This window comes from Mesorhizobium tamadayense, from assembly GCF_003863365.1.
In the GTDB taxonomy this organism is placed as follows: Bacteria; Pseudomonadota; Alphaproteobacteria; order Rhizobiales; family Rhizobiaceae; genus Mesorhizobium; species Mesorhizobium tamadayense.
Map to the genome: position 1 here is coordinate 1 of NZ_RQXT01000021.1, position 20,440 is coordinate 20,440.

At 57.4% G+C, this 20,440-nt stretch carries 14 protein-coding genes and 3 pseudogenes; 11 read left to right on the plus strand and 6 right to left on the minus strand.

Features of this window, described 5'->3' with window-relative positions:
• Window positions 1-329 precede the first annotated feature (329 nt).
• The 4 genes from ltrA to EH240_RS17690 form a co-directional block, all read right to left on the minus strand.
• Window positions 330-1,652 (minus strand): group II intron reverse transcriptase/maturase, encoded by a 1,323-nt coding sequence (ltrA, locus tag EH240_RS17680; protein ID WP_206075285.1) that lies wholly within the window; start codon window positions 1,650-1,652, stop codon window positions 330-332.
• A gap of 724 nt (window positions 1,653-2,376) precedes the next feature.
• Window positions 2,377-2,604 carry a GNAT family N-acetyltransferase gene (locus EH240_RS40100; protein WP_167484070.1) on the minus strand — a complete coding sequence of 76 codons (228 nt, stop codon included), beginning with the start codon at window positions 2,602-2,604 and terminating at the stop codon, window positions 2,377-2,379.
• On the minus strand, window positions 2,502-2,813 hold the full coding sequence (locus tag EH240_RS39055; RefSeq protein WP_245436159.1) for a hypothetical protein: 312 nt from the start codon (window positions 2,811-2,813) through the stop codon (window positions 2,502-2,504). Before EH240_RS39055 ends, EH240_RS40100 begins: the two co-directional genes overlap by 103 nt.
• Before the next feature lie 365 nt (window positions 2,814-3,178).
• Window positions 3,179-4,312 carry a CaiB/BaiF CoA transferase family protein gene (locus EH240_RS17690; RefSeq protein ID WP_125000528.1) on the minus strand — a complete coding sequence of 378 codons (1,134 nt, stop codon included), beginning with the start codon at window positions 4,310-4,312 and terminating at the stop codon, window positions 3,179-3,181.
• Window positions 4,313-4,718: 406 nt separating this feature from the next.
• Here EH240_RS17690 and EH240_RS17695 point away from each other — a divergent pair, with 406 nt between their 5' ends.
• Window positions 4,719-5,975, plus strand: coding sequence for a CaiB/BaiF CoA transferase family protein (locus EH240_RS17695; RefSeq protein WP_281035136.1), 1,257 nt, complete (start codon window positions 4,719-4,721; stop codon window positions 5,973-5,975).
• Window positions 5,976-6,628: 653 nt separating this feature from the next.
• Window positions 6,629-7,258: pseudogene (locus tag EH240_RS17705) on the plus strand (transposase); the annotation flags it as partial.
• A gap of 327 nt (window positions 7,259-7,585) precedes the next feature.
• Here the strand turns inward: EH240_RS17705 and EH240_RS17710 are convergent.
• Window positions 7,586-8,271: pseudogene (locus EH240_RS17710) on the minus strand (IS256 family transposase); the annotation flags it as partial.
• A gap of 47 nt (window positions 8,272-8,318) precedes the next feature.
• Between EH240_RS17710 and EH240_RS17715 the strand changes: the two are divergent.
• On the plus strand, window positions 8,319-8,594 hold the full coding sequence (locus EH240_RS17715; protein WP_281035133.1) for an ATP-binding protein: 276 nt from the start codon (window positions 8,319-8,321) through the stop codon (window positions 8,592-8,594).
• A gap of 114 nt (window positions 8,595-8,708) precedes the next feature.
• Here EH240_RS17715 and EH240_RS17720 read toward each other — a convergent pair whose 3' ends face one another.
• Window positions 8,709-10,061, minus strand: a complete 1,353-nt coding sequence (locus EH240_RS17720; RefSeq protein ID WP_167484058.1) for an aspartate aminotransferase family protein — start codon at window positions 10,059-10,061, stop codon at window positions 8,709-8,711.
• A gap of 365 nt (window positions 10,062-10,426) precedes the next feature.
• On the opposite strand from EH240_RS17720, the gene EH240_RS17725 reads away from it, so the two are divergent.
• From EH240_RS17725 to blsG, 8 genes and pseudogenes are all read left to right on the plus strand, one after another.
• Entirely contained in the window at window positions 10,427-11,746 is a 1,320-nt protein-coding gene (locus EH240_RS17725; protein WP_167484059.1) for an aspartate aminotransferase family protein, read from the plus strand.
• Window positions 11,747-11,830: 84 nt separating this feature from the next.
• On the plus strand, window positions 11,831-12,766 hold the full coding sequence (locus EH240_RS17730; RefSeq protein ID WP_167484060.1) for a zinc-dependent alcohol dehydrogenase: 936 nt from the start codon (window positions 11,831-11,833) through the stop codon (window positions 12,764-12,766).
• Between the two features lie 769 nt (window positions 12,767-13,535).
• Entirely contained in the window at window positions 13,536-14,603 is a 1,068-nt protein-coding gene (locus tag EH240_RS17735; protein ID WP_125000546.1) for a KpsF/GutQ family sugar-phosphate isomerase, read from the plus strand.
• Window positions 14,604-14,676: 73 nt separating this feature from the next.
• Window positions 14,677-15,939, plus strand: coding sequence for a sialidase family protein (locus EH240_RS17740; protein ID WP_125000549.1), 1,263 nt, complete (start codon window positions 14,677-14,679; stop codon window positions 15,937-15,939).
• A 27-nt stretch (window positions 15,940-15,966) separates the two neighbouring features.
• Window positions 15,967-16,782 carry a 3-deoxy-manno-octulosonate cytidylyltransferase gene (gene kdsB, locus EH240_RS17745; RefSeq protein WP_125000552.1) on the plus strand — a complete coding sequence of 272 codons (816 nt, stop codon included), beginning with the start codon at window positions 15,967-15,969 and terminating at the stop codon, window positions 16,780-16,782.
• 56 nt (window positions 16,783-16,838) lie between these two features.
• Complete coding sequence (locus tag EH240_RS17750) at window positions 16,839-17,534, plus strand: histidine phosphatase family protein (protein ID WP_125000555.1); 696 nt, start codon at window positions 16,839-16,841, stop codon at window positions 17,532-17,534.
• Between the two features lie 304 nt (window positions 17,535-17,838).
• Window positions 17,839-18,337: pseudogene (locus EH240_RS17755) on the plus strand (IS6 family transposase); the annotation flags it as partial.
• A gap of 571 nt (window positions 18,338-18,908) precedes the next feature.
• The gene (gene blsG, locus EH240_RS17760; protein ID WP_245436162.1) at window positions 18,909-20,198 is read left to right on the plus strand and encodes an arginine 2,3-aminomutase; all 1,290 of its coding nucleotides are present in this window, start codon (window positions 18,909-18,911) and stop codon (window positions 20,196-20,198) included.
• Window positions 20,199-20,440 lie beyond the last annotated feature (242 nt).

Genomic DNA, 20,440 nt, shown 5'->3' on the forward strand with positions numbered 1-20,440 from the left:
GTGTCCCTATGCCGAGGAGTTCGCCCTGGCACACGCCCGAATACGCGCCGCGGCTCTGTGACGCCGCAGAACCTGAACCCTTCCCGCCAACAACACAGGATACATTGCAGAACCCACGGCCGCCGCACACCGCGGCGCCGGCTGCGCTCGTCTTCGAACGCGGGACCTCGAAGCCGGCGTCCGGACCGGCCAAAACGCGGCTTAATGGCGGGTGCGGGTAGAGTCGAGGAAAGGCGCGGTGGCTAGCCCTTGCGGGTATCGCTCCGTTTCCCTTCCCCGCTCATCAAACTGGACGTGCCGATTTCCGGCATCCAGCTTTCCGACTGGCTTCATCGCGAGGCCCGCGGCGGCGGTCCAAGATGCACGCTCCGAAGACGCAACACCCCAAGCTCTCCGAAGACCTTTGCATCGGAGAACCTGTTGCTGCCATGTCCTTGCACCTTGTGCCGTTTGCATAGGAATGCGCGTACCCGGTCGTAGACGTGGCTGTCGACCGCCCGATAGGCAGGCAGACGTGTTCCGTAGCCGAAGTAACCGGACCAGCCGCGCAGAAGTCTGTTTAGCCGGCCGCGCACCTCGGGCCACGGTTCTTTGTTGCCTCTCACCAGGAGATCGCCGATCTTAGTCTTGATCCGTTGCACGCTCTTCTTGGACGGGCTCGCACCCAAGTACCAGTGGCCGTCTTTGCGGAAGCGATGCGGGCCGAAGCTGTAACCAAGGAAGTCAAATCGTTCCGTGCGGGCATCTTTCAGCGAGGTTTTCTCCTCGTTGAGCGTCAGCCCAAGTTTTGTCATCACCGCACGCGTCCACGCCAGCGCCTCACCCGCGTGTCCGCGGCTGAGGATGACGAAGTCATCGGCATAGGAGACGACATGCGCACGGAACGCTTCGCCGCGTCCGGTGAGTCGCCAATGTTTCAGGAAGCGGTTCATGTAAATGACCGAGAGCAACGGGCTTGCGACCCCGCCTTGCGGCGTTCCGCATGTGCTGCTCTTGCCACCGTTCATGTACCGTTTCCCGTCACCGTCCCGCTCTTCAATCGGCGCTTTCAGCCACAGCTTTATCAGCCGCAGCACATGCCGGTCGACGATGCGTCGGGCCACCGATTTGAGGAGGTCCGAATGCGGGATCGTGTCGAAGTATTTCGACAAATCGGCGTCTACAACGTCCGTATAGCCCCGACAGATTAGCCGGTGCACTTCCTTGATGGCGTCGGTCCCACTACGTCCGGGCCGGTAGCCATAGGCACTGTCCTCGAAGTCCGCCTCGAATACCGGTTCCAGCACCAGCTTGGCGGCGGCCTCAACCACCCGATCCCGGATAGTCGGGATGCCGAGCGGGCGCTCACCGCCCCCCGGCTTCGGGATCATCACCCGCCGCACCGGCTGTGGCCGGTAGGTCTTCGAAACGAGTTCCTCGCGCAGGCCCGCCAGCCATGCCTCCACGCCCTCCACCTCGATCTGCGCAAAGGTTACCCCGTCCACGCCCGGCGCACCCGCATTGGCGCGGGCCAGTGCATAGGCATGGCGCAAGATGTCTTCGCGGCAGATCTTGTCGTACAGCACGTAGAAGCGGAAAGCGGGCTCCGCCTTCGCCTTACGATAGAGCTTTCTCTGCAGGGTCCTGATCTTATCGGGTGTTTCGAGGCTCATCGCCAATCACCCCTCCTCTCCAACTTCAAAAGCACACCAGAAGTCAGGGTCCTTTCCTCCGCCGGCATTACCCGGCCTCAACGGTCGTACGACCCTGTCCGACTCCCGCCCGGTCCATCACCAACAGTGATGTCGAAGCCGCGACCTCCGACCGGACGGGTCTCCCCCGATTACCCGCATCACCTTTCCAACGTGCCGTGCCCACTACCCCGGCGGATCGAACGGGTGCCCATGTCGATAGCTTCCCCGCTCATGCTGCCTTCCCCATCTCTCAGCCGGGTCGGCATCCGCTACTTCACTTTCGAGGCCTGCTCAGGCTTCACTCGCGTTACGGCCCGCTGGATCGCTCAGCCGCCCAAGGCGGCCTTTGTCACGAGGCTTCAACCCAACCAGTTACCCGGCCAAGCCGCTCGTCAGCTACCAGACCTATCGACAATTATCTGGGTGGAACCTTCCTCCACTGGTGTTACGCGCCGTCGGGGCGCACTGAGAGAAACGGGCTAGATCAAAGAACTGCTCAAGACACGGGTTCTCGGGACAATTTCGTTCATCGCGACCCCGCTGCCTCATGTGTTGAGAGAAGGAGATTTCGTTCAAGTCCTAAGGGCGAACAGACGGGGGCCGGTGGCCGCGCCATAGCAGCGACTTCGCCTGCGCTTGCTAGATGGGGTAACGGGCCGCCAAGTCGGCCGCTCACTTTGCTACGGCGCTTTGAGTTGCACGCTCAGCTTGCGGCTTGGTTGGAAGGAAGATGGTCGTCAATACGCCGGAATTCCGACCCGTTGTCGGAGATCCATCTGGCGATCAGCGCTCGCGCTGCCATTTCCCCGCCGGCGCCGACCGGACCGATTACATAGCCGTGGCCGAAGCGCCGGAGGAAGGACCATGCGGCGATCTCCCCGTTCTGCTCCCGGATAAGCCCCTGCCGATTTTCTTCCGCGCTCTCAGCAATCCGGCGCGTCGAAAACCCACCGCCCGCTCATCGAGCGCAATCACAGCGGCGAGGTCAGTTTCCTGCATGGACTTAAAGCTGGCGCCTTCCAGCAGTTGCGCGGATGCCGGCACGGCATTTGCCGCCTGGTGCTGGCGTACCGCGCCGATAGGTTTGTAGCCGAACTTTTCGTAGATTGGCAGGCCCTCCACAGTTGCATTGAGAAGCATCGTCCGGTCGCCAGCATCCCGCGAGCAGCCTCCATCAGCGACCGGCCGAGTCCGCGCCGTTGCATTGAAGGTGAAACGATCAACATGCCGAACCTGGCATAATGCTGGCCGAAGGGCCACCAGATGATGGTGCCGACCACGAATCACGCTCCATGGCCGCGAGCCCACGGCCGAGCTTCAGAGCGAAGCTCCAGTCCTGTCGCCGATGTGGCCAGCTCACTGTCGTGGAAAGGACCTGAGCTGCTGCAAGGTTCTTTTCTTCCAGCCGCACTATGGCGATGGCGGATACGGACACATCCCTCATCCTAAAAGCTATCGAGAGGAAGGAGTAAGGGAGGCAGACTGCGACTAATCAATTCTGGCGGTCATTTACTCTCTCCAGGGAGCGCGGTCGCGCTTGATTTACAACGGGACAGAATTTCTTGAGTGTGCTCACCGAGTTGAGGGGGGGGAATCCGAATGCCGGTTTTGTAACAGTCGAATCGTAGCGGTTGGTTCACGTGCCATTCACCGCCTTTTTCGAGGCCAATCCGGACAAATAGGTCTCGTGTGCGCAGCTGTGGATCTCTTGCCACATCATTCAGGTCATGCACATGCCCCCAAGGAATTTCGACAGCGTCGAAAAGATCTGCCCACGCGGCTTGTGTTTGCTTTGCGATCGCGGCTGCAAGTTGCGCGCGATAGTCGGCCGCGTGTTCCACGCGGTCCTGATGGCTTGCCGAGGCGAGATGTGCCACACCAGTACTTTGACACAAAGCCTGCCAGTAGTGATCTTCGTTAGCGATGCTCAGCGTAATCATCTTATTGTCTGCACAAACGAACGTCCCATAAGCTGGTTCCTCCTCGTACACCTCCGCCATTGATCTTCCGTTTAAGGTCGCGTAGTGAGACGCGGTCATCCATGATACCAAGCTATCGGTCATAGCCAGATCGATGTAGCAGCCGTGCCCGGTTCGCTCTCGCGCCAGTAGAGCCGAGACCACACCAAATGCCGCAAGTGTACCCGAGGCGAGATCGGCGACGGGCAATTGAAATGGTTTCTCAATGAGTCCAGTTCGAAGCTGCTGAAATAGAACCCCGGCTAAGCCTTGGCAGGAGAGGTCGTGAACCGGGCGCCTGCGATAAGGGCCATTCTGACCGAAGCCGGTCAACGAGAGATATATCAGACGGCGATTCTTCGGGCTGAGCTCAGCGTAACTCAACCCGAGGTTTTTCATTACGTCGGGCCTGTAGCCTTCGATGAGGACATCCGCAGTTCTGCTCAATTCGAATAGCGATCTCTGGCCGGCCGCTGACTTGAGATCGAGGACAACACTTCGCTTGTTGCGGCTCAGCGAGGAAAAGAGGCTTTTGAGCTTGCGAGCTGGATCACCACCGTTGGGCCTCTCGATAAGAGTGACATCTGCGCCTAAGTCTGCCAGCAGCAGGGTTGCATACGGACCAGGATATTGTTCCGCGAGACTGAGAACTCTCACTCCCTCAAGTGGTGATCCAATCATGAGAACCTCCAGACAATCTTAACAACACTGAGCACAGCATTTTCAGGGCACCACGCAATGTAACGAGGTGGATCTTAGTGGATTCAATGTGACAACAGTGATAAGAGTTCGTGAAGAAAAGTTCTGCGACGCTGACGACATTGCGGCTCCTCGTCGCCATGGCAACGAGAGTCGCCTGAATGTCTTTCAGACCGGGCGACGTAGCAAAGAATTCAATGAAGCTTCACATCCGTGACGCCCAATTCAAGTTATTAGAGGAGTTCAGTTTTCAAGTAGCCGCGTCCTCAACGGTTCGGATACGAACGCGCGGCACCAATGCGCGCCTCGGCAGGCGCGTCGTGTCATCAAGATTCGAGCTCGCGACGCAATGCAGGAGAGAGTTATGGCCGGTAAAGGAGCGAAAGCTATGGCGGGGAGCCGAGCGAAAGGATCACAGGACGGTGACGTGCGTCCACTGACGGGAATTCGCGTCTTGGCATTCACGCACTATGCGGCAGGGCCAATCGCGGCGCAGTATCTTGGTTCTCTTGGGGCGGAGGTCGTCAAGATTGAGGCTCCGACCGGTGACTATCAGCGTAACGGTATCAAGGAGCCCACGGCGGCGGCGGACGCACCCAGTCCCTACTTCCTGGGCTTAAATCGCAACCAGCGTTCACTGTCAATTGATCTGAAGAGGCCGGAGGCGCAGCCGGTCATTCGCGACATGATCTCCCAGGCGGATGTCATTCTCGAGAATTTCCGGCCTGGCGTCTTGGAGCGGATGGGCCTGTGCCGCAGCGAACTTATTGCGGAGCATCCCAGTCTCGTCTATTGCTCGATCGCGGCCTACGATCCGGCCGGTCCCAGCCGCGAAACGCCGGGGCAGGATCTCATCATCCAAGCCCTGTCGGGCATTGCTAGCCTCGGCGGGGCGGCCGATGGTCCCCCCATCCCCGCCGGTGCCTACATTGTTGATACCTATACGGCATCGCAGGCGGTTATCGGCATTCAGGCGGCGTTGCGCCAGCGCGACCATACTGGGCTTGGTCAATGGGTGCGCGTGGACATGATGTCGTGCGCGCTTCACCTGTTGGCATCGGAAACCAGCTATGCGCTGAACGCTAAGGACCAGGCAAGTCGAGGCAGAAATGGCATTAGTCACAGTCACCAGCCAGCGCCTTATGGCATCTATTCGACCTTGGACGGTGCGATTGCTGTTGTGGCATACCCCGAAGCTCTTCCCGATATTGCCACCGCGTTGGGCCTCAGCGACCAGATCATACCGCTGGTGAAGGGGAAGGGCCCTTGGACAAGCCGCGACCAGATCGCCGGTATTCTGTCAGACCGGCTGTGTCAGCTAACAAGCGAGGATGCGCTAGCGCGCCTCGCATCCACAGGAATCCTGTTGGCCCCCGTACGGAGCATCGATCAGGCGCTGGCGGATCCCGCTGTGGCTGGCGAACTAGTTCGCGAGGTCGAGCACAGCTATGGGGGCCGGTACCGCGTGATACTAGAGCCCCTGAAGCTATCCGCTTCGTCGCTCGTCTTCAATCGCCCTGCGCCCGATTTGGGCGAGCATACGGTTGAAGTTCTGCGGGAGACTGGCATCGATCAAGAACGCATTGATGCGCTGATCGCCGGCGGCGTAATTCGTGTCTCCTCCAGGCCTCAGGATCGGAAATAGCGATGCAAACCGAGAAGCAGTATGAACTAGACGTCGGCATTGCGCGACGCGCGATCACGTACCTGTTACCAGGCGGTCGTCTCGTCGCGCGGTCGAATGCAAGCGGAAGCAGTACCTTCTTCGGGGTCGACACACCGTTGCCGCATGATGGGGCTTCGCCGGCGAACTCTCCAGAGTGAAACGCACGCTAGGGGCTTGGCTCGGAGGCAAAACAGCCTAGTCGGAATGGTTCGTCCACGTCCCGGCGGGATGTCTCGACGCGCCTCAGGGCAGGCGCATGTGAGCTTGCTGTCTCAGGGCATGACGCTGGTCGCCCGGCTGAACAGGCCCACTTGCGTGCGACGCTAACGGCGGTACGCTTGAAGCCGATGTTCTCTCTCAGCGTTCCCCAGGAGCGCAGGTCGCATTCGGCGCAGGTGCGCGTCAGGATCACGGTTGGCTGATTCATAGCCCGCGGATCTGGTTGGATAGCTCGGTCGCGATCCTGGCACGGTTGTGTGCGTCAATTTCTTGTGTGGATGCCAGCCGTTTTGCAAGGAAGAACCTGAAGCATTGGACATGTGATCGAGTGCGGTCATGTGTCAGGCCTTGATTTGCGGCCGTTCCATGTGCCGCGGGCCGGTATGGTGATGCGCGGATCAGGTCCAAATCAGCAAAGCGCGGTTGATGATGTGCAAGTCCGGCGGCTTCAGACGATCACCGGCGTCAATGCCATCGTCGCGAGCGGTATCATCGCCGCCATCGGCGATATCCGGCGGTTCCGCGAACCGCAGAAGCTGGTGAGCTACTTCGGCCTCAATCCTCGTGTGCGTCAATCCGGTCTTGGCTTGGCGCAATATGGCCGGATCAGCAAACATGGGCGTTCCCATGCCCGCGCCATGCTGGTCGAGGCCGCGTGGGCGGCGGCGAAGGCGCCTGGACCGCTCAGGGCTTTCTTCCTGCGCATCCGCAACAAGCGCGGCCATCAGGTCGCAGCCGTGGCGCTCGCCCGCAAGCTCGCCGTGTTGATCTGGCATCTGCTGACAAAGGAGCAGGACTACTTCTGGGCTCGCCCGGCGCTGGTGGCGGCAAAGCAGAGGCAGCTGGCTCTCAAGGCTGGCGCGCCGGGCGAGCGCGGTGTCGGTCGCCGCGGTTCGGCTTACGCCTACAACGTGAAGGAGTTGCGAAACAGCGAGAAAGCCGCGGCCGAGAATGCCGAACGTGCCTACGAGCTGATGGTTCGGCATTGGCGGTCACGAGGGCCGAAGCGGCGCACGGACGCCATAAACGAGGAACGACTATAACGGCTGCGCGGCGGCGCTCTCATCCTCTCACGCCGCTCTTTGCCACGTGGTCGTCCGTGCCAGGCGAACATAGCATAAGCAAATAACCCGGTGCGACAATCATCGCCCGGTCCGCTCCAGAATGGCGCCGTGCTCGACGCAGTCAAGGCGTGGCCTGGAAACCTCGCAGCCGGTCGTGGCGCCATCGCACCGGCCAGCCTTGACTGCGTCTCGACACGCTCGCATGGGAAATCCTGTGGGCCGGGACGAAGAAACACGCTCACCTGAGCCGAACAACGAAACGCACAGGAGTCGAGAAAGCCGAAATCACGCTTGTCGATGTCATCCGAGGTGCTTATGGTGCTGGCGCGGCAGGTAAAAGAAGGTCAGCGTGCATTCGATGGTCTCCTCCACCCAGCTCGTCAGGCGCGGATAGCGGCCCGACCATTTGGCAAGCCTGCGGCGAGATCGGCCTTGGCCTCGGCGAGATCGCGCCGGTCATAGAGCCAGCGCAGTTCCTGCAGGCAGTCGTCGCCGTGTTTGCGCGGCAGGTGATCGAGCGCGTTTCTGAGGAAGTGCACGTAGCAGCGCTGCCAGGCGGCTTCCGGGATCGCCTCGCCGATCGCCGCGACCAGGCCGGCATGGTCGTCGGAGACGACCAACTCGACGCCCTTGAGGCCGCGTGCCTTCAGTGAGACAAGAAAGTCTTTCCAGGCCGAGCGGCTCTCGCGATTTGCCATTTCCACAGCCAGGATCTGGCGCCGGCCGTCCCAGTCGATGCCGACAGCAATCAGCACCGCCTGGCTCGTGACGATGCCGGCTTCACGCACCTTCTCATAGCGCGCCTCGAGGATGAGGTAAGGAAACGGCTCTTGAAGGGGGCGCCTGGCAAAGGCAGCGAGGCTCTCGTCCAGCCGCTTGTTGATGGCCGAGATCGACGAGGCCGAGAAGGCATGACCGCACAGTTCCTCGGTGATCGCCTTGACCTTCCTGGTCGACACACCCTGCACATACATCTCCGCAAGCGTCGCCATGGGTTAGCCTGCGCTTCGGTAGTCAAGCGGCGCGGCTCGATGATTCCGTGCTCTATCTGCGCGTGCCGCGCCTGTTCGAGGACCTTGCCCTTGCCTGGCTCGACGGCCGCATTCCCCGCCTCATTGACAAGCTCACCCGCGTGCAACTGCTAGTCCTCGACGACTTCGGAACCGACTCCCTCACCGACCAGCAGCGTTTCCATCTGTTCGAAATCGATCGCCGCGAAGGTCCCACGTCGCCGACGCCATACAGGATCGTCAACGCCCACCGCATCGTCCTCCAGGGCGATACCATGCGAAAGCAAAAGCAGCCTCCCTCTTAACCGGCGCCGCGGAAACTCGGCCTGAGATCGCGCGCGTATTGCCATTGCTTCAAAGGACTCAATCCCTCTCGGGCCCAACGGTCGATAGCTTAAGATGCCCCACTGGGTCTCTTATCACAATGCTTCGACCATCTTGGTGGCTTCACGAACGGACGTCACCATTTCGTCGATATGGTCCTTAGACATAGGAGTGGACAGGCAGAGCTGGCAGGTCGGCGAGACGATCACATTTCTGTCCTGTAGAGCCCGAATGAGTATCTCCATTTTTCTTTGCTGCTCCGCCGCTGCGTAGGCCTCACGGTAGCCTTCAGGAGCTTCGGCCCGCAAGTGTATACGGAACATCGATCCCATGCCCGTCACGGAATATGGCAGACGTTCCCGATGAAACATCTCGATAAGCGAAGAGCGGGCATATTCGCCCAAATCATCGAAAAGTTGAAAACTCTGCTCCGACAGAGATTGCATTGTGGCAATGCCTGCCGCCATTGACATCGGATTGGCACTAAAGGTGCCGGCCTGAGGGACGAGAGGCTTACCATTCGTCGAATCAAAGGGAAGCATGTATCGCGCTGGGCCTCCGACCGCGCCGATTGGCAGGCCGCCACCAATGATCTTGGCAAACGCGCAGAGATCCGCTTCGAACCCAAATCGAGTTATGCCGCCGCGAAAAGATAGCCGGAAGCTCATCACTTCGTCAGAGATCAGAACGATGCCGTAGCGGGCTGTGATTTCGCGCAGAAACGCAAGATAGGAGAGGCTTATTGGAACCAACCCAGCACGTTGCGGAAGTACGTCTATTAGAACCGCAGCTAGCTTGTCCCTGTTCCGTTCAAGAATTTCCCGGGTTGCTTCGACGTCATTGAATGGCAAGACTACTGTGTCGTCAGCAACGGCCTGAGAGTTCCCGGCAGAATAAGGTATCGCGTTCGGTGCCGACCGCGATCCCCAGTTCGCCGGCGCGGAATCGAGGCTGACTTCAACCGGATCATAACTCCCATGAAAAGCACCTTCGAGCTTAGCAATTTTCACCCTTCCCGTTAAGGCACGTGCTGCCTTAATAGTATACATGACCGCTTCAGTTCCTGAATTCACGAAGCGTACCTGGTCAAAATAGGGAACCCTGCCACAAAGCAGTTCGGCTAATTCAACTTCCAGCTCCGTTGGGCCACTGAAGCTTACGCCCAATTCTAACTGATGATGAAGTCTGTCCAACACTGGGCGAAAGCCGTGGCCGTGAATCAGGGCGGTAAAGTTATTCATAAAATCGAGATAGGTGTTCCCGTTAACATCGAGTAGATGAACCCCTGTGCCTTCAGCAAAATATACCGGGTGAGGGCGCTGGAACAGAGATAGACGAGCATTTCCTCCGGTAATAACGCGCTGACCCCTTCCGAATAGTTCGGCCGAACGGTGCAGCCCCTGGAATGTCGAATTCGATGTTTTATCAATATCCGTTGTTGTCGACATGGGATTACTTGTAGCTCGCTTGCTTAGGATCGCGTTCCTGAGAACACAAGAACTAACAGTGGCACGACATTGAGCAAAAGCGCCCCCCAGCGGCGGCGCTAAGCCACACGACCGGAGCCGATCTCTTTCGCAGTCACGATCCATACCTAGCGCCCCAAGAGCCAGTGGTCACGTTAAAGTTTTCTTGCATCATTGCGAACAAGAACTTCACACATGACCGCCACGGGGTGATGTAAGGTGTGAAAACTCATCTGGGTTCCTGCGTCGCCGCAATGACAGGTACACCTGCGCAGGCAACATTCTGTTGCGCCAGTATATCGGATAGATCGGCGCAAAGCGCTGAGCCAATGTCGTTGGGAGGCAAAATGAGCAATTCGTTTACTCGGTCCGAGGCTCTCCTCCTGAGAGCGCGTGCTGTCATCCCAGGAGGTGTCTCGAGCGGAAATCGAGCCAACTGGACTCCATTTCCCCTCTACTACGCTCGAGGTGATGGTGCTCGAGTGTGGGATGTGGATGGCAACGAATACATTGACTACGTGTTGGGCAGGGGACCACTGATCCTTGGTCACGGAGAGCCAGACGTCACAGATGCAATATACCACCAACTTAAAGTAAGCCAATTTTTTGCAGGCCAGATCGAAGGGGAGATAGAGCTTGCGGAGTTGATTTGCTCGCTTGTGAAGAACGTCGAAATGGTCAGGTTCTGCAACTCTGGCTCAGAGGCAATACATGCGTGCATTCGACTGGCTCGGTCGGCAACGGGTCGGGAGAAAGTCATCAGATTCATTGGCCACTATCATGGATGGTATGATGGCATTGCGTGGGGATTTTCGGGCGTGAGCGCCAAACCTGACGCTCCACCTCTGCCCCTGCCCATGTCTCTTGGCCAGCCCTCCTCTGATGCCGCGAATATAGTAGCCGTTGAGTGGAATGACCCGGAAGCAGTAGCAAACGCCTTTAAGAATTGTCGTGGAGAAATCGCCGCAATCATTACCGAGCCGATTATGTTCAACGGATTCTGGAGCAATATCCAACCGATCGAAGGATTCCTCACATTTCTTCGCGAACAATGCGACGCCAACGGCGCGCTGTTGGTTTTCGACGAGGTCCAAACCGGCTTTCGAGTTTCGCTCGGAGGAGCTGTAGAGCACTTCGGCGTGGCCGCGGATCTAAGCGCGTTTGCGAAGGCACTAAGCGGAGGCGTCTGTCTCGCTGCCTTTGCTGGCCGAAGGGAGCTTATGAAGCGCCTAGTTGAAACCAATACCGTGCACACTGGCACCTATAATGCCTACCCGCCGGCCGTGATGGGAGCGTTGAGGCATCTGACCCTCCTAGCGGTGAACGCCGGCGCAAAGCTCCAGCGTATACATCACCATGCAGCATTACTGGAGCGGGGCCTTAGAGATTTAGCAAGCCACACTCAGCTACCCCTTCTTGTTCGGTCGAGTCCAGGCGCAGTCACGACAGCCTTCCGAGTTGCGCCCACGCAAGTAATCGACCATCGCTCCGCAGCCGAAGGTCTGGATCTCGGCCTCCAGCGCGCATGGCACCTCGCATTGCAGGATCAGGGCATCCGGATCACGCCAGAGGGCCTCTGGTACATGTCCGCAGCGCACTCGGCCAACGACATAGCAACCACTCTCGATGCTGCGCAGGATGCGCTTCAAAGCCTCTCGTCGCGATAACATTGGGGACGCATTATGCCCGTACTACACAACCGTGTCGCTCGCCTCATTTCTCCGCGTCGTTTGATCCTCACGTGCGACGCAGTGAGCGAAGACCTCCCCCAGGATTTCGTACGAATCCGAATCGAATTCTGTGGGGTCTGCGGGACAGATAGATCGTTCTATCTGGGCCACCGCGATGAAGGCTATCCGATCAGTCTCGGCCACGAGCACTGCGGCACCGTTGTCGCCGTCGGAGACCAGGTCACGCCCTATCGGGTCGGAGATTTTGTGGCGATAGATCCGAATTTTCGATGCGGTTCCTGCGTTTATTGCAGGACAGGCGCCGGTCATCTGTGCGAGAGCTCGACGGTTAATTGGTATTCAAATCGGGGTTATGCTAATTTCATAGACATAAAAGCCTCATACCTTCTTAAGCTTCCAGAATACAGATCCCGCCATCTAGGCGCATTGGTCGAGCCATTATCCGTTGCGATTCATGCGGCAGACATCTCCAAATGCACGCTAGCTAGCGAGGCTACGCTTGTACTTGGCGTCGGTGGTATCGGCACGTTACTGGTATTCAATCTACTTGAAACACAGGATGGTGAAATCTGGATCTATGACAAGGAGCGCCACAAGACGGCTGCCTTGAAGGAACTTTATCCGAGCCGGATTAAGATATTAGATAGCGCCGATGACCGAGTTTTCAAAGTGATTTTCGAAACAACTGGCAGTTCGGATGGGTTCCTTCACGGGTGCGCTCTATTAGCGAAGCTCGGCAGGCTGATTGTCGTGAGTCGGTACCATTCCGATGAGCCTGCTATCCCCGATAGGCTCTCATGGAAGCAGCCTAACATCTACTTTGTCCATCTGAATGGACATGGTGATTCCTTTGCCAGAGCAGCTGCTTTGATAAAAAGGAAGTGGGAACCGGATCACGACTACCTGCTCAGCTTCCACCCCCTCAGCAGTATCGACGATGTATTCACAAAATACGAATATCTCCCCGCGAATAAAAAGATAATCTCTATGGAATGAGCATTGGTCATCATAGCGCATCGTCATCGAATCTGCGGCAAAAAATTTAGACGCGACCATAACGGCTGCGTGGCGGCACCCGTCGAGCTACACCACGCCCCAGAACGCCACCTTTGTCTTTGTCTCAGCTCAACAGACGATGCCATCGGTTGCGCTCTGCGCGTAGAGCAACCCAAGCAAACCGATCCTGCTGGACGGCGGCCATCCGCACCATTTCTTTGCTGTATTGAGTAGACGATCAGAACACGCAGACGAACATTGAGGTGTCTAGTCGCACAAAGAAATGGCCGTGCGAGATTAGCAGGCCGCAATGTCAGTGAGCAAGGGTCGGAATTCTGCTCGGGCCAGCCAATGAAGCAATAGACCGTTGCAAACTTGTGAATTGCTCGTTTCGTCAAAACGATACATTGGCCATATCTGCGAAACGCAGGTCTCTCGCTCCTAGTGCCAAGCTGAGAGTGAAGTGTCTACGGTTGGGCACCGTTCTCTTTCTGAGCTCCCTCTACAAACTCGGCAAAGGAAGGAACTGTGAGATCAGATGCATCCACGTCGCTTCCATTCGCAACGGAACGAACCGACGAGTGCCAGGTCGTCAATGCCTCTTGCGATCTGCCGGGCGAAGTTCCTCGAGAGGCGACAATGCTCCCGTTACGAAACTGCAGCATTTAATTAATCAAAAGATCATCCTATTTTCTGATTGATCGCCCATACTGCCGCCATTCGACCTCACGGCGAGAGACAAAAATTGTCGCTTAGATTGGAGGCTGCCATGACGGCAATTGTTAACCCCAGGTGTACAGTCCTGCGTCCGCACGGAGAGGCAGCTCAGACAAGCATCGAATGTGCCGGGGACCATATCAGCAGCAAAATAGTCATGCTTGAGCGGGCAAGAGCAATCATCCGCCAAGAGGCGGTCGCGTTGGAGCGCCTTTCAGACCGGATCGACGAGAGTATCTGCATGCTTGCGGACCACATCCTTTCTTCAACAGGAATTGTCCTAGTGTGCGGCGTCGGCAAGTCGCGACTGGTGGGAGAAAAGATCTCCGCGACTCTCGCATCGACTGGCACTCGATCGATCATGCTCGACGCGGTCGACGCCTTGCATGGAGATCTTGGGCGGGTGCGAGCCGGGGACGTGATTCTTGCTCTCTCCAACTCTGGAGAGACTGCTGAACTTATGCCGCTCATCCGCGCTGTCCGCCAGCTTCCGGTCATCGTTGCCGCGATCACGGGACGCGCCATGTCGTCGCTGGCACAGGCTGCGGATGTCGTGATCGACATCGGGTCAATCCAGGAAGCATGTGCACTTGGGCTTGCTCCGACTACCTCGACGACAGCGATGGCGGCAATGGGGGATGCCCTGGCACTTATCCTGCAGGAGCGGCGGGGGTTCACGCGTCAGGATTTCGCTCGTCTTCACCCTGGTGGAAGTCTCGGATGGGAACTGACGCGAGTGCGCGACCTAATGTGGCCGCTTGAAGCAATTCCTGTCTTCGGGCCAGATACACCACTGTCACTCGCGCTCTTGTCGATGTGCCGCGCCCCCCGAAGGTTAGGCGTCGGCGCAGTGCTCAGCGGGCGAAGCAAGGTCGTCGGGCTTTTGCTTGGGGAGTCCATCGGCCGATTAGTCGACGGCGGCGCAACTCCCGACCTGAATGATCCGGTGAGGCGGCACATGCAGCCGCCGCTCACTGCAATTTCCGTGCACGCATTGCTCGACCAAGCCGCGCAGCTCTTTCGTCAGCACGAAATCGAGTTGCTGCCTGTGCAAGATGATCAGGAACGGTTCGTCGGGTTAATTTGCCGCCAGGACGTCCTTAAGCGACCTGAGTTATGAAGCCTTATACAGTGACAATCCTTCAAGGGACGGTCTGGCGTGGGCCGCAGTCATGCATCACAGCAGGACGTCGATGACGCGCGCCTTGGCGGATGACTTCGAGATCGTCTACCGATCCGAGCGGCCTCAAGATGTCTACTGCTACACGCCGGGCATTGTCGTCACGGTGGGCCGCAGAGTGATAGCGACCTTTGATCTCGGCGGTGACGGGACCAGGGACCTTCTCGGACCGAAGGGATCTCGCGACCGTGGTACGCGCTTCGGAATGGGCATGGTCTATGTGTCCGACGATCGCGGGCGTTCCTGGGCCGAGCGATGCAGGTTTCCGTTCTGGCATGCCCGCCCGTTCGAGGCTGGGGGCCGGCTCTACATCCTTGGTCATGCCGGCGACCTCATGATCATAGCCTCCGACGATGAAGGGGAGACGTGGAGCGCGCCGGTCGCACTAACCTCAAATATGAAATGGCACGGCTCGTCCTGCAATGTCCACTACACCAAAGAGTATCTCTACCTCGCCTTGGACGAGCGGCGCGATCTTGCAATCGAAGGATGGAATACAGCCGGTTTGGCACCGCGGGTGTTACGCGCGAGAATCGACCACGATCTCCTTGATCCCACGAACTGGACTATCTCGGAGTCCTTTGCGTTCAACGAGATAGCCTCGTCCAGCGATTTCGATTTGTTTGGAATCCCTTTCTATAGCACCCCAGCGCGAGGTCCGGCTCAGCTCGGAGCGGGACGCCTGTGTGCACCGATGGGCTGGCTTGAACCGAATATCGTTCGGTTCCACGATCCCGCACATCTGTGGCACGATCCGGCCGGGCGGACATTGCACCTCTTTTTGCGCACGAACACGGGCGGAACGGGCTATGCCGCCGTGGCGAAAGTCATCGAGCAGCCTGATGGTCGCCTGACCACGGCATTAGAATGCATGCCGTCAGGGAAAAGAGCGCTCTTCGTTCCATTTCCGGGAGGCCATCTCAAATTCTTTTTAGTTTATGATGATAAGACGCGGCTCTACTGGCTGCTGAGTTCACAAGCGACCGACTCCATGGTGCACCTTACTCACATCCCGGAGGTGCGCTACAATTTGCCGAATAATGAACGCCATAGGCTGCAACTTCACTTCTCCAGAAACTGCCTCGACTGGTGCTTTGCCGGACTTGTCGCCGCGGGTCGGATCGAGCGTCACGCACGGAGCTACGCGAGCATGGCGGTCGACGGGAATGATCTTCTCGTGGTGTGCCGGTCAGGGGATGACGAGGGGAGGGATTCTCAATACACAAACCTGATCACGTTCCATCGGGTCAAAGAATTCCGCAACCTCGTCTATTGAACTTTTGTTTTCTGAAAGTGGGGGAAAATGCCCAGTGCTTCGAGCCCAATCGCTATCATCATCCCGGCCCGCTACGGGTCGAGCCGCCTCCTCGGCAAGCCGCTCGCGAGGATCACTGGCCGGACGATGATCAATCGTGTCTGGTCTTTGGCCTGTGCCGCAGTTGGCGCTGATGTCGTCTGCGTTGCCACTGACGATGAGCGCATCGCCGAGCATGTTCGAAGCTTTGGCGGTGACGTGGTGATAACCCCAAAGGAATGTACAAACGGTACCGAGCGGGTGCTGACCGCAGCGGAGATGCTCGCCACGACGCCTGCAGTCGTGGTGAATCTCCAGGGTGACGCAGTCCTCACGCCGCCCTGGGTCATCACCGCTCTGGTCGATGAAATGCGCCGAGACCCGACAGTCGAGATTGCGACTGCCGCGGTCCGAATGGACCAGCGGAGTTATGAAGCCCTGCGGACAGCCAAAGGGCGCGGCGAGGTCGGCGGCACGACAGTGACCTTCGACCGGCGCGGCAACGCACTCTACTTCTCGAAATCCATCATCCCGTTCATGCGCAATGATGGACAAGGTAATGATACGGATCCGCTGCCTATCTTTCGTCATATCGGGCTCTACGCGTACCGCTATGAGGCCCTGTGCCGGTATATCAGTTTCGCATCCGGTCCCCTCGAGCGTTCTGAGAAGCTTGAGCAATTGCGCGCGCTCGAGCATGGGATCCCTGTCCGCGTGGTCAAAGTCGACTATTGCGGCAGGACTCACTGGGCTGTCGACAGTCCGGATGATTTGAAGCGCGTTGAGGCGATCATCGCGGAAGAAGGCGATCTCGTTGCGGCTTGATGCACCTCGCCAGCCCCGATCGGCGGGAGGATCTGCAAATACAAGGCGATTAATCCATGAAGCTTATTCTCAGCCGCCACGGCAACACGTTTCAGCCCGGCGAAAAGGTCGCGTGGGTCGGCCGCAGAACCGACCTCGCGCTCACAGCAGAGGGCTGCCGCCAGGCCGAGCATCTCGGCAACGCCCTGTGCCAGTCGGGTGCTAAGCTCGGTGGGCTTTATTGCGGACCCCTGCGGCGCACGCGTCAGTATGCCGAGATCATCGTGGAGCGGATCGGTGGCGCGCCCGTACCGATTGTCGATTCGAGGCTAGCCGAGATAGATTATGGTGCATGGGAGGGTTTGAGCAGCCAGGAAATCATAACTCAATTCGGGAGGGAGGAATTCGAGGGATGGGAACGCAGCGGCGCGTGGCCGGAATCACCTGGTTGGAGCCCTTCCGAGGCCACGTTGGCACATGGCGTCACGACATTTATGGAGCACGTCACCCGAACGGGAGAGGATAGTGCGATCCTCGCTGTGACCAGCAGCGGCGTAATGCGCTACTTCCTGCGGCTTGTCGGCAATACACTCAAGGCAAAAATGGAAGGTCAGGGTGGCAAGGTCACCACAGGTCATATCTGCGTTGTTGAGGTACGGCACGGAAACTGCCACATCCAGGCATGGAATATTGTACCAAGTTCGGATTGTTTGTCAGAGCTATTGAGTGACGTGCCCCGCAGGAGATCAACCGATACTATATCCAGCCCTTGAGCCTCATGCGCGTAGACCCCTTCGGGTGCAAATCGAATTGAACGCTGCTTTTTGGGTTAGCGACAGGGGAGTGAAGTTGTCTGCCATAGCGCGTTTCCGAATCCGCACCTAAGCCGTTAGTCGTCACGACAAGCCTATGTCTCCCTAGATCGGGGCAACTATTACGCGTGCGCTTCGCGGCGAATTCGGCCGCGAGATCCCTCTTCCGGCGAATAGAAGGGTGTAACTTTGCAGCAGGCCAGTAGTCCGACGGAAGAGGTGGTCGTGGTCAAGGGCACGATTACTGCGAATTGTGGGCGGCGGCCGCAAGCAGCACAGCCGAAACGATGTCTGGCATCTGGACGAGGTCGTCATCACCATCGCTGGCAGGAAACATGGGTTGTGGCGCGCCGTCGACCAGGATGGCTATGTGCTCGACGAGATCGTCCAGAACCGCCGCAACACCAGGCGGCCAAGTGCTTGCTGACGCGGCTGCTGAAGAAGCAAGGCGTCGTGCCGAAACGCATGATCACCGACAAGCTGCACTCCTATGGAGCAGCCAGGCGACAGGTGATGCCGGAGACGTCGAGCATCGGTCGCACAAGGGATTGAACAACCGGGCGGACAATGCACATGTGCCCCTGCGAAAACGGGAATGGATGATGCAAGGCTTCCCCGATCACCAGGAGCACTGCAGCGCTTCGTTTGGATCTTCTCGGCTCTGCGCAATCTCTTCGTCCGGCCCCTCAAAACGCTCCGCTCTCGCTACCCATACTCACCGCCTGCAAGCCATGGCGGAATGGAAAGCCGTGGCCGCGGTCAGCTGGCATCAGCGGCCGCAGGTCTCAACGCGTTTTATGCGCACAACGGGACAGCGCCGCGCAGCGTTATTTCTCGCCCTTGCCGACAAACCTGACCTCGCCCATGCGGTCGCCCTCCGCGATCGCCACCGCACGCTTCTTGTTGGGCTATGTCAAACACGGCAAATGCTTCGATATCTCCTCGGATGGCCCGCCCCCGGTGCATGACGATCGGCTTGGCCCACCCGAGCGACCCGAGCCTTTCAACGCACGAAAGGGCGGGCCACAGCGCGGAGCCCGCTTGTTACAGAACCAATGTTCGATCAAGCGGAATGGCGGCATGTAAGTAAGAGATAAACCGCAGTGAATATTACGCAATCAGTAACTTTTGTTAAACCGCCTATAAGCATTTGTTATGAATGAAAAACAAAGTAAAAACATAATATAACATCACGACGCTATATTTTGTTAAATTTTGCATTGACAGAATTGCCATCACACAATTAATTAGGGCTTAGGTCCTTTGGGCATGGCGGACATACAGATAGGCTGCGAGTGGATTTTGACCTAGATCCTTAAGAGAATGAACTGAGAAATGGTCCTCTCCTTTGCAAAAACAGGATCGCGCACGATCTCGATAAAAGGACTATCAGATGCGACGTCGCCTGCTATCTATATTGCGGAGAAGTGCAACAGAATTACCATGACAACGGTAGTGCTTCTTGGAGCAATTACGCCCATCGCGAGCGTCAAACTTCTGAAATTGCGGAGTGTCCCTACAATGTTGTTGACGAAAGAAAATTTCACCGACGCCATTTGGAACGACTGGAAGTTCCATATGCGCAATCTAATCAGGACGAAGGACAAGCTCGCGCAATGGATTGCCCTAAGCGATCAGGATGTCACAGCGATTGATGCGGTCAAAGGCACCTACCGGTGGATGGTGACTCCCTACTATGCGTCATTGATGTCGAAGGCGGATGACAAATGTCCGATTCGCCTGCAAGCCATACCTCATGCGGATGAAATGAATACTGATGTTGGCTCGGACATTGATCCCGTTGGGGACGCGATATTCATTAAGACGCGACGCGTTATACACAAATACCCGAATAGGGTCGTTTTCTTGATTTCAGATACCTGTCCTGTTTATTGCCGTTTTTGTACAAGGAAATACCATACGTCTAACGAGAAAGGAACGTACTATAACACGGATTATGATGCCGCATACGAACCTGATTTCGAGTATATCGCCCGGCACCAGGAAATATCCGATGTTCTACTAACAGGTGGCGATCCGCTCGTACTGAGTGATGGTAAGCTGGAAGAAATAATAAGCAGATTGCGATCTATACCGCACGTCAAGATAATCAGAATCGGATCCCGTTACCCGGTGTTTTTGCCTCAGAGAATTACCGATGAGCTATGCAGCATGCTGGATAAGTATCGGCCCATATGGCTTAGCACGCATTTCAATCACCCGATAGAAGTGTCTGCAGAGGCTGCCGAAGCCTGCGACCGTCTCCTTCGGCACGGTATTCCCGTGCAAAATCAGACGGTCCTATTGAAGGGTATTAATGACAGTCTTGAGACTCTCAAGGCGCTCTTTCGCAGCCTTATCGAAATACGGGTGAGGCCGTACTATCTCTACCATTGCGATCGTGTCACTGGCGTTTCCCATTTCGTGACTGGTCTCGAGCAAGGCCAAGAGATTGTCGATAAGCTTGTCGGGTTCGAAACCGGTTTTTCCGTTCCGAGCTATGTGGTTACTACAAAACTTGGAAAGATTCCCGCCCAAAGGCCCTATCTATTTCGGCGCGGCAATCGAATTTATGTGAGGAACTATAATATGGAAGAGGACGATATAACCGGTTACCTCATCTGAATAAGTCTCGTGGCTGATGACTGGTCTATCCCGTCTTATGCATAATAGCGTGTTGGAAAGGCTGGCGAATGTAAGCTTAAGCGGTTGATTTGGCGTGGGAACGGGTTGCTTGGGCCAACCCTTCCACCAGATATCGCGAGATCCTATGAGGCGTGGATAGCGACCTGCGCTGGACGACGGCCAAGTACTCTTCTTCCAGCCTGCCCGCTATGTAGCGCAACGTCGCTCCTGCGCCGCCGATC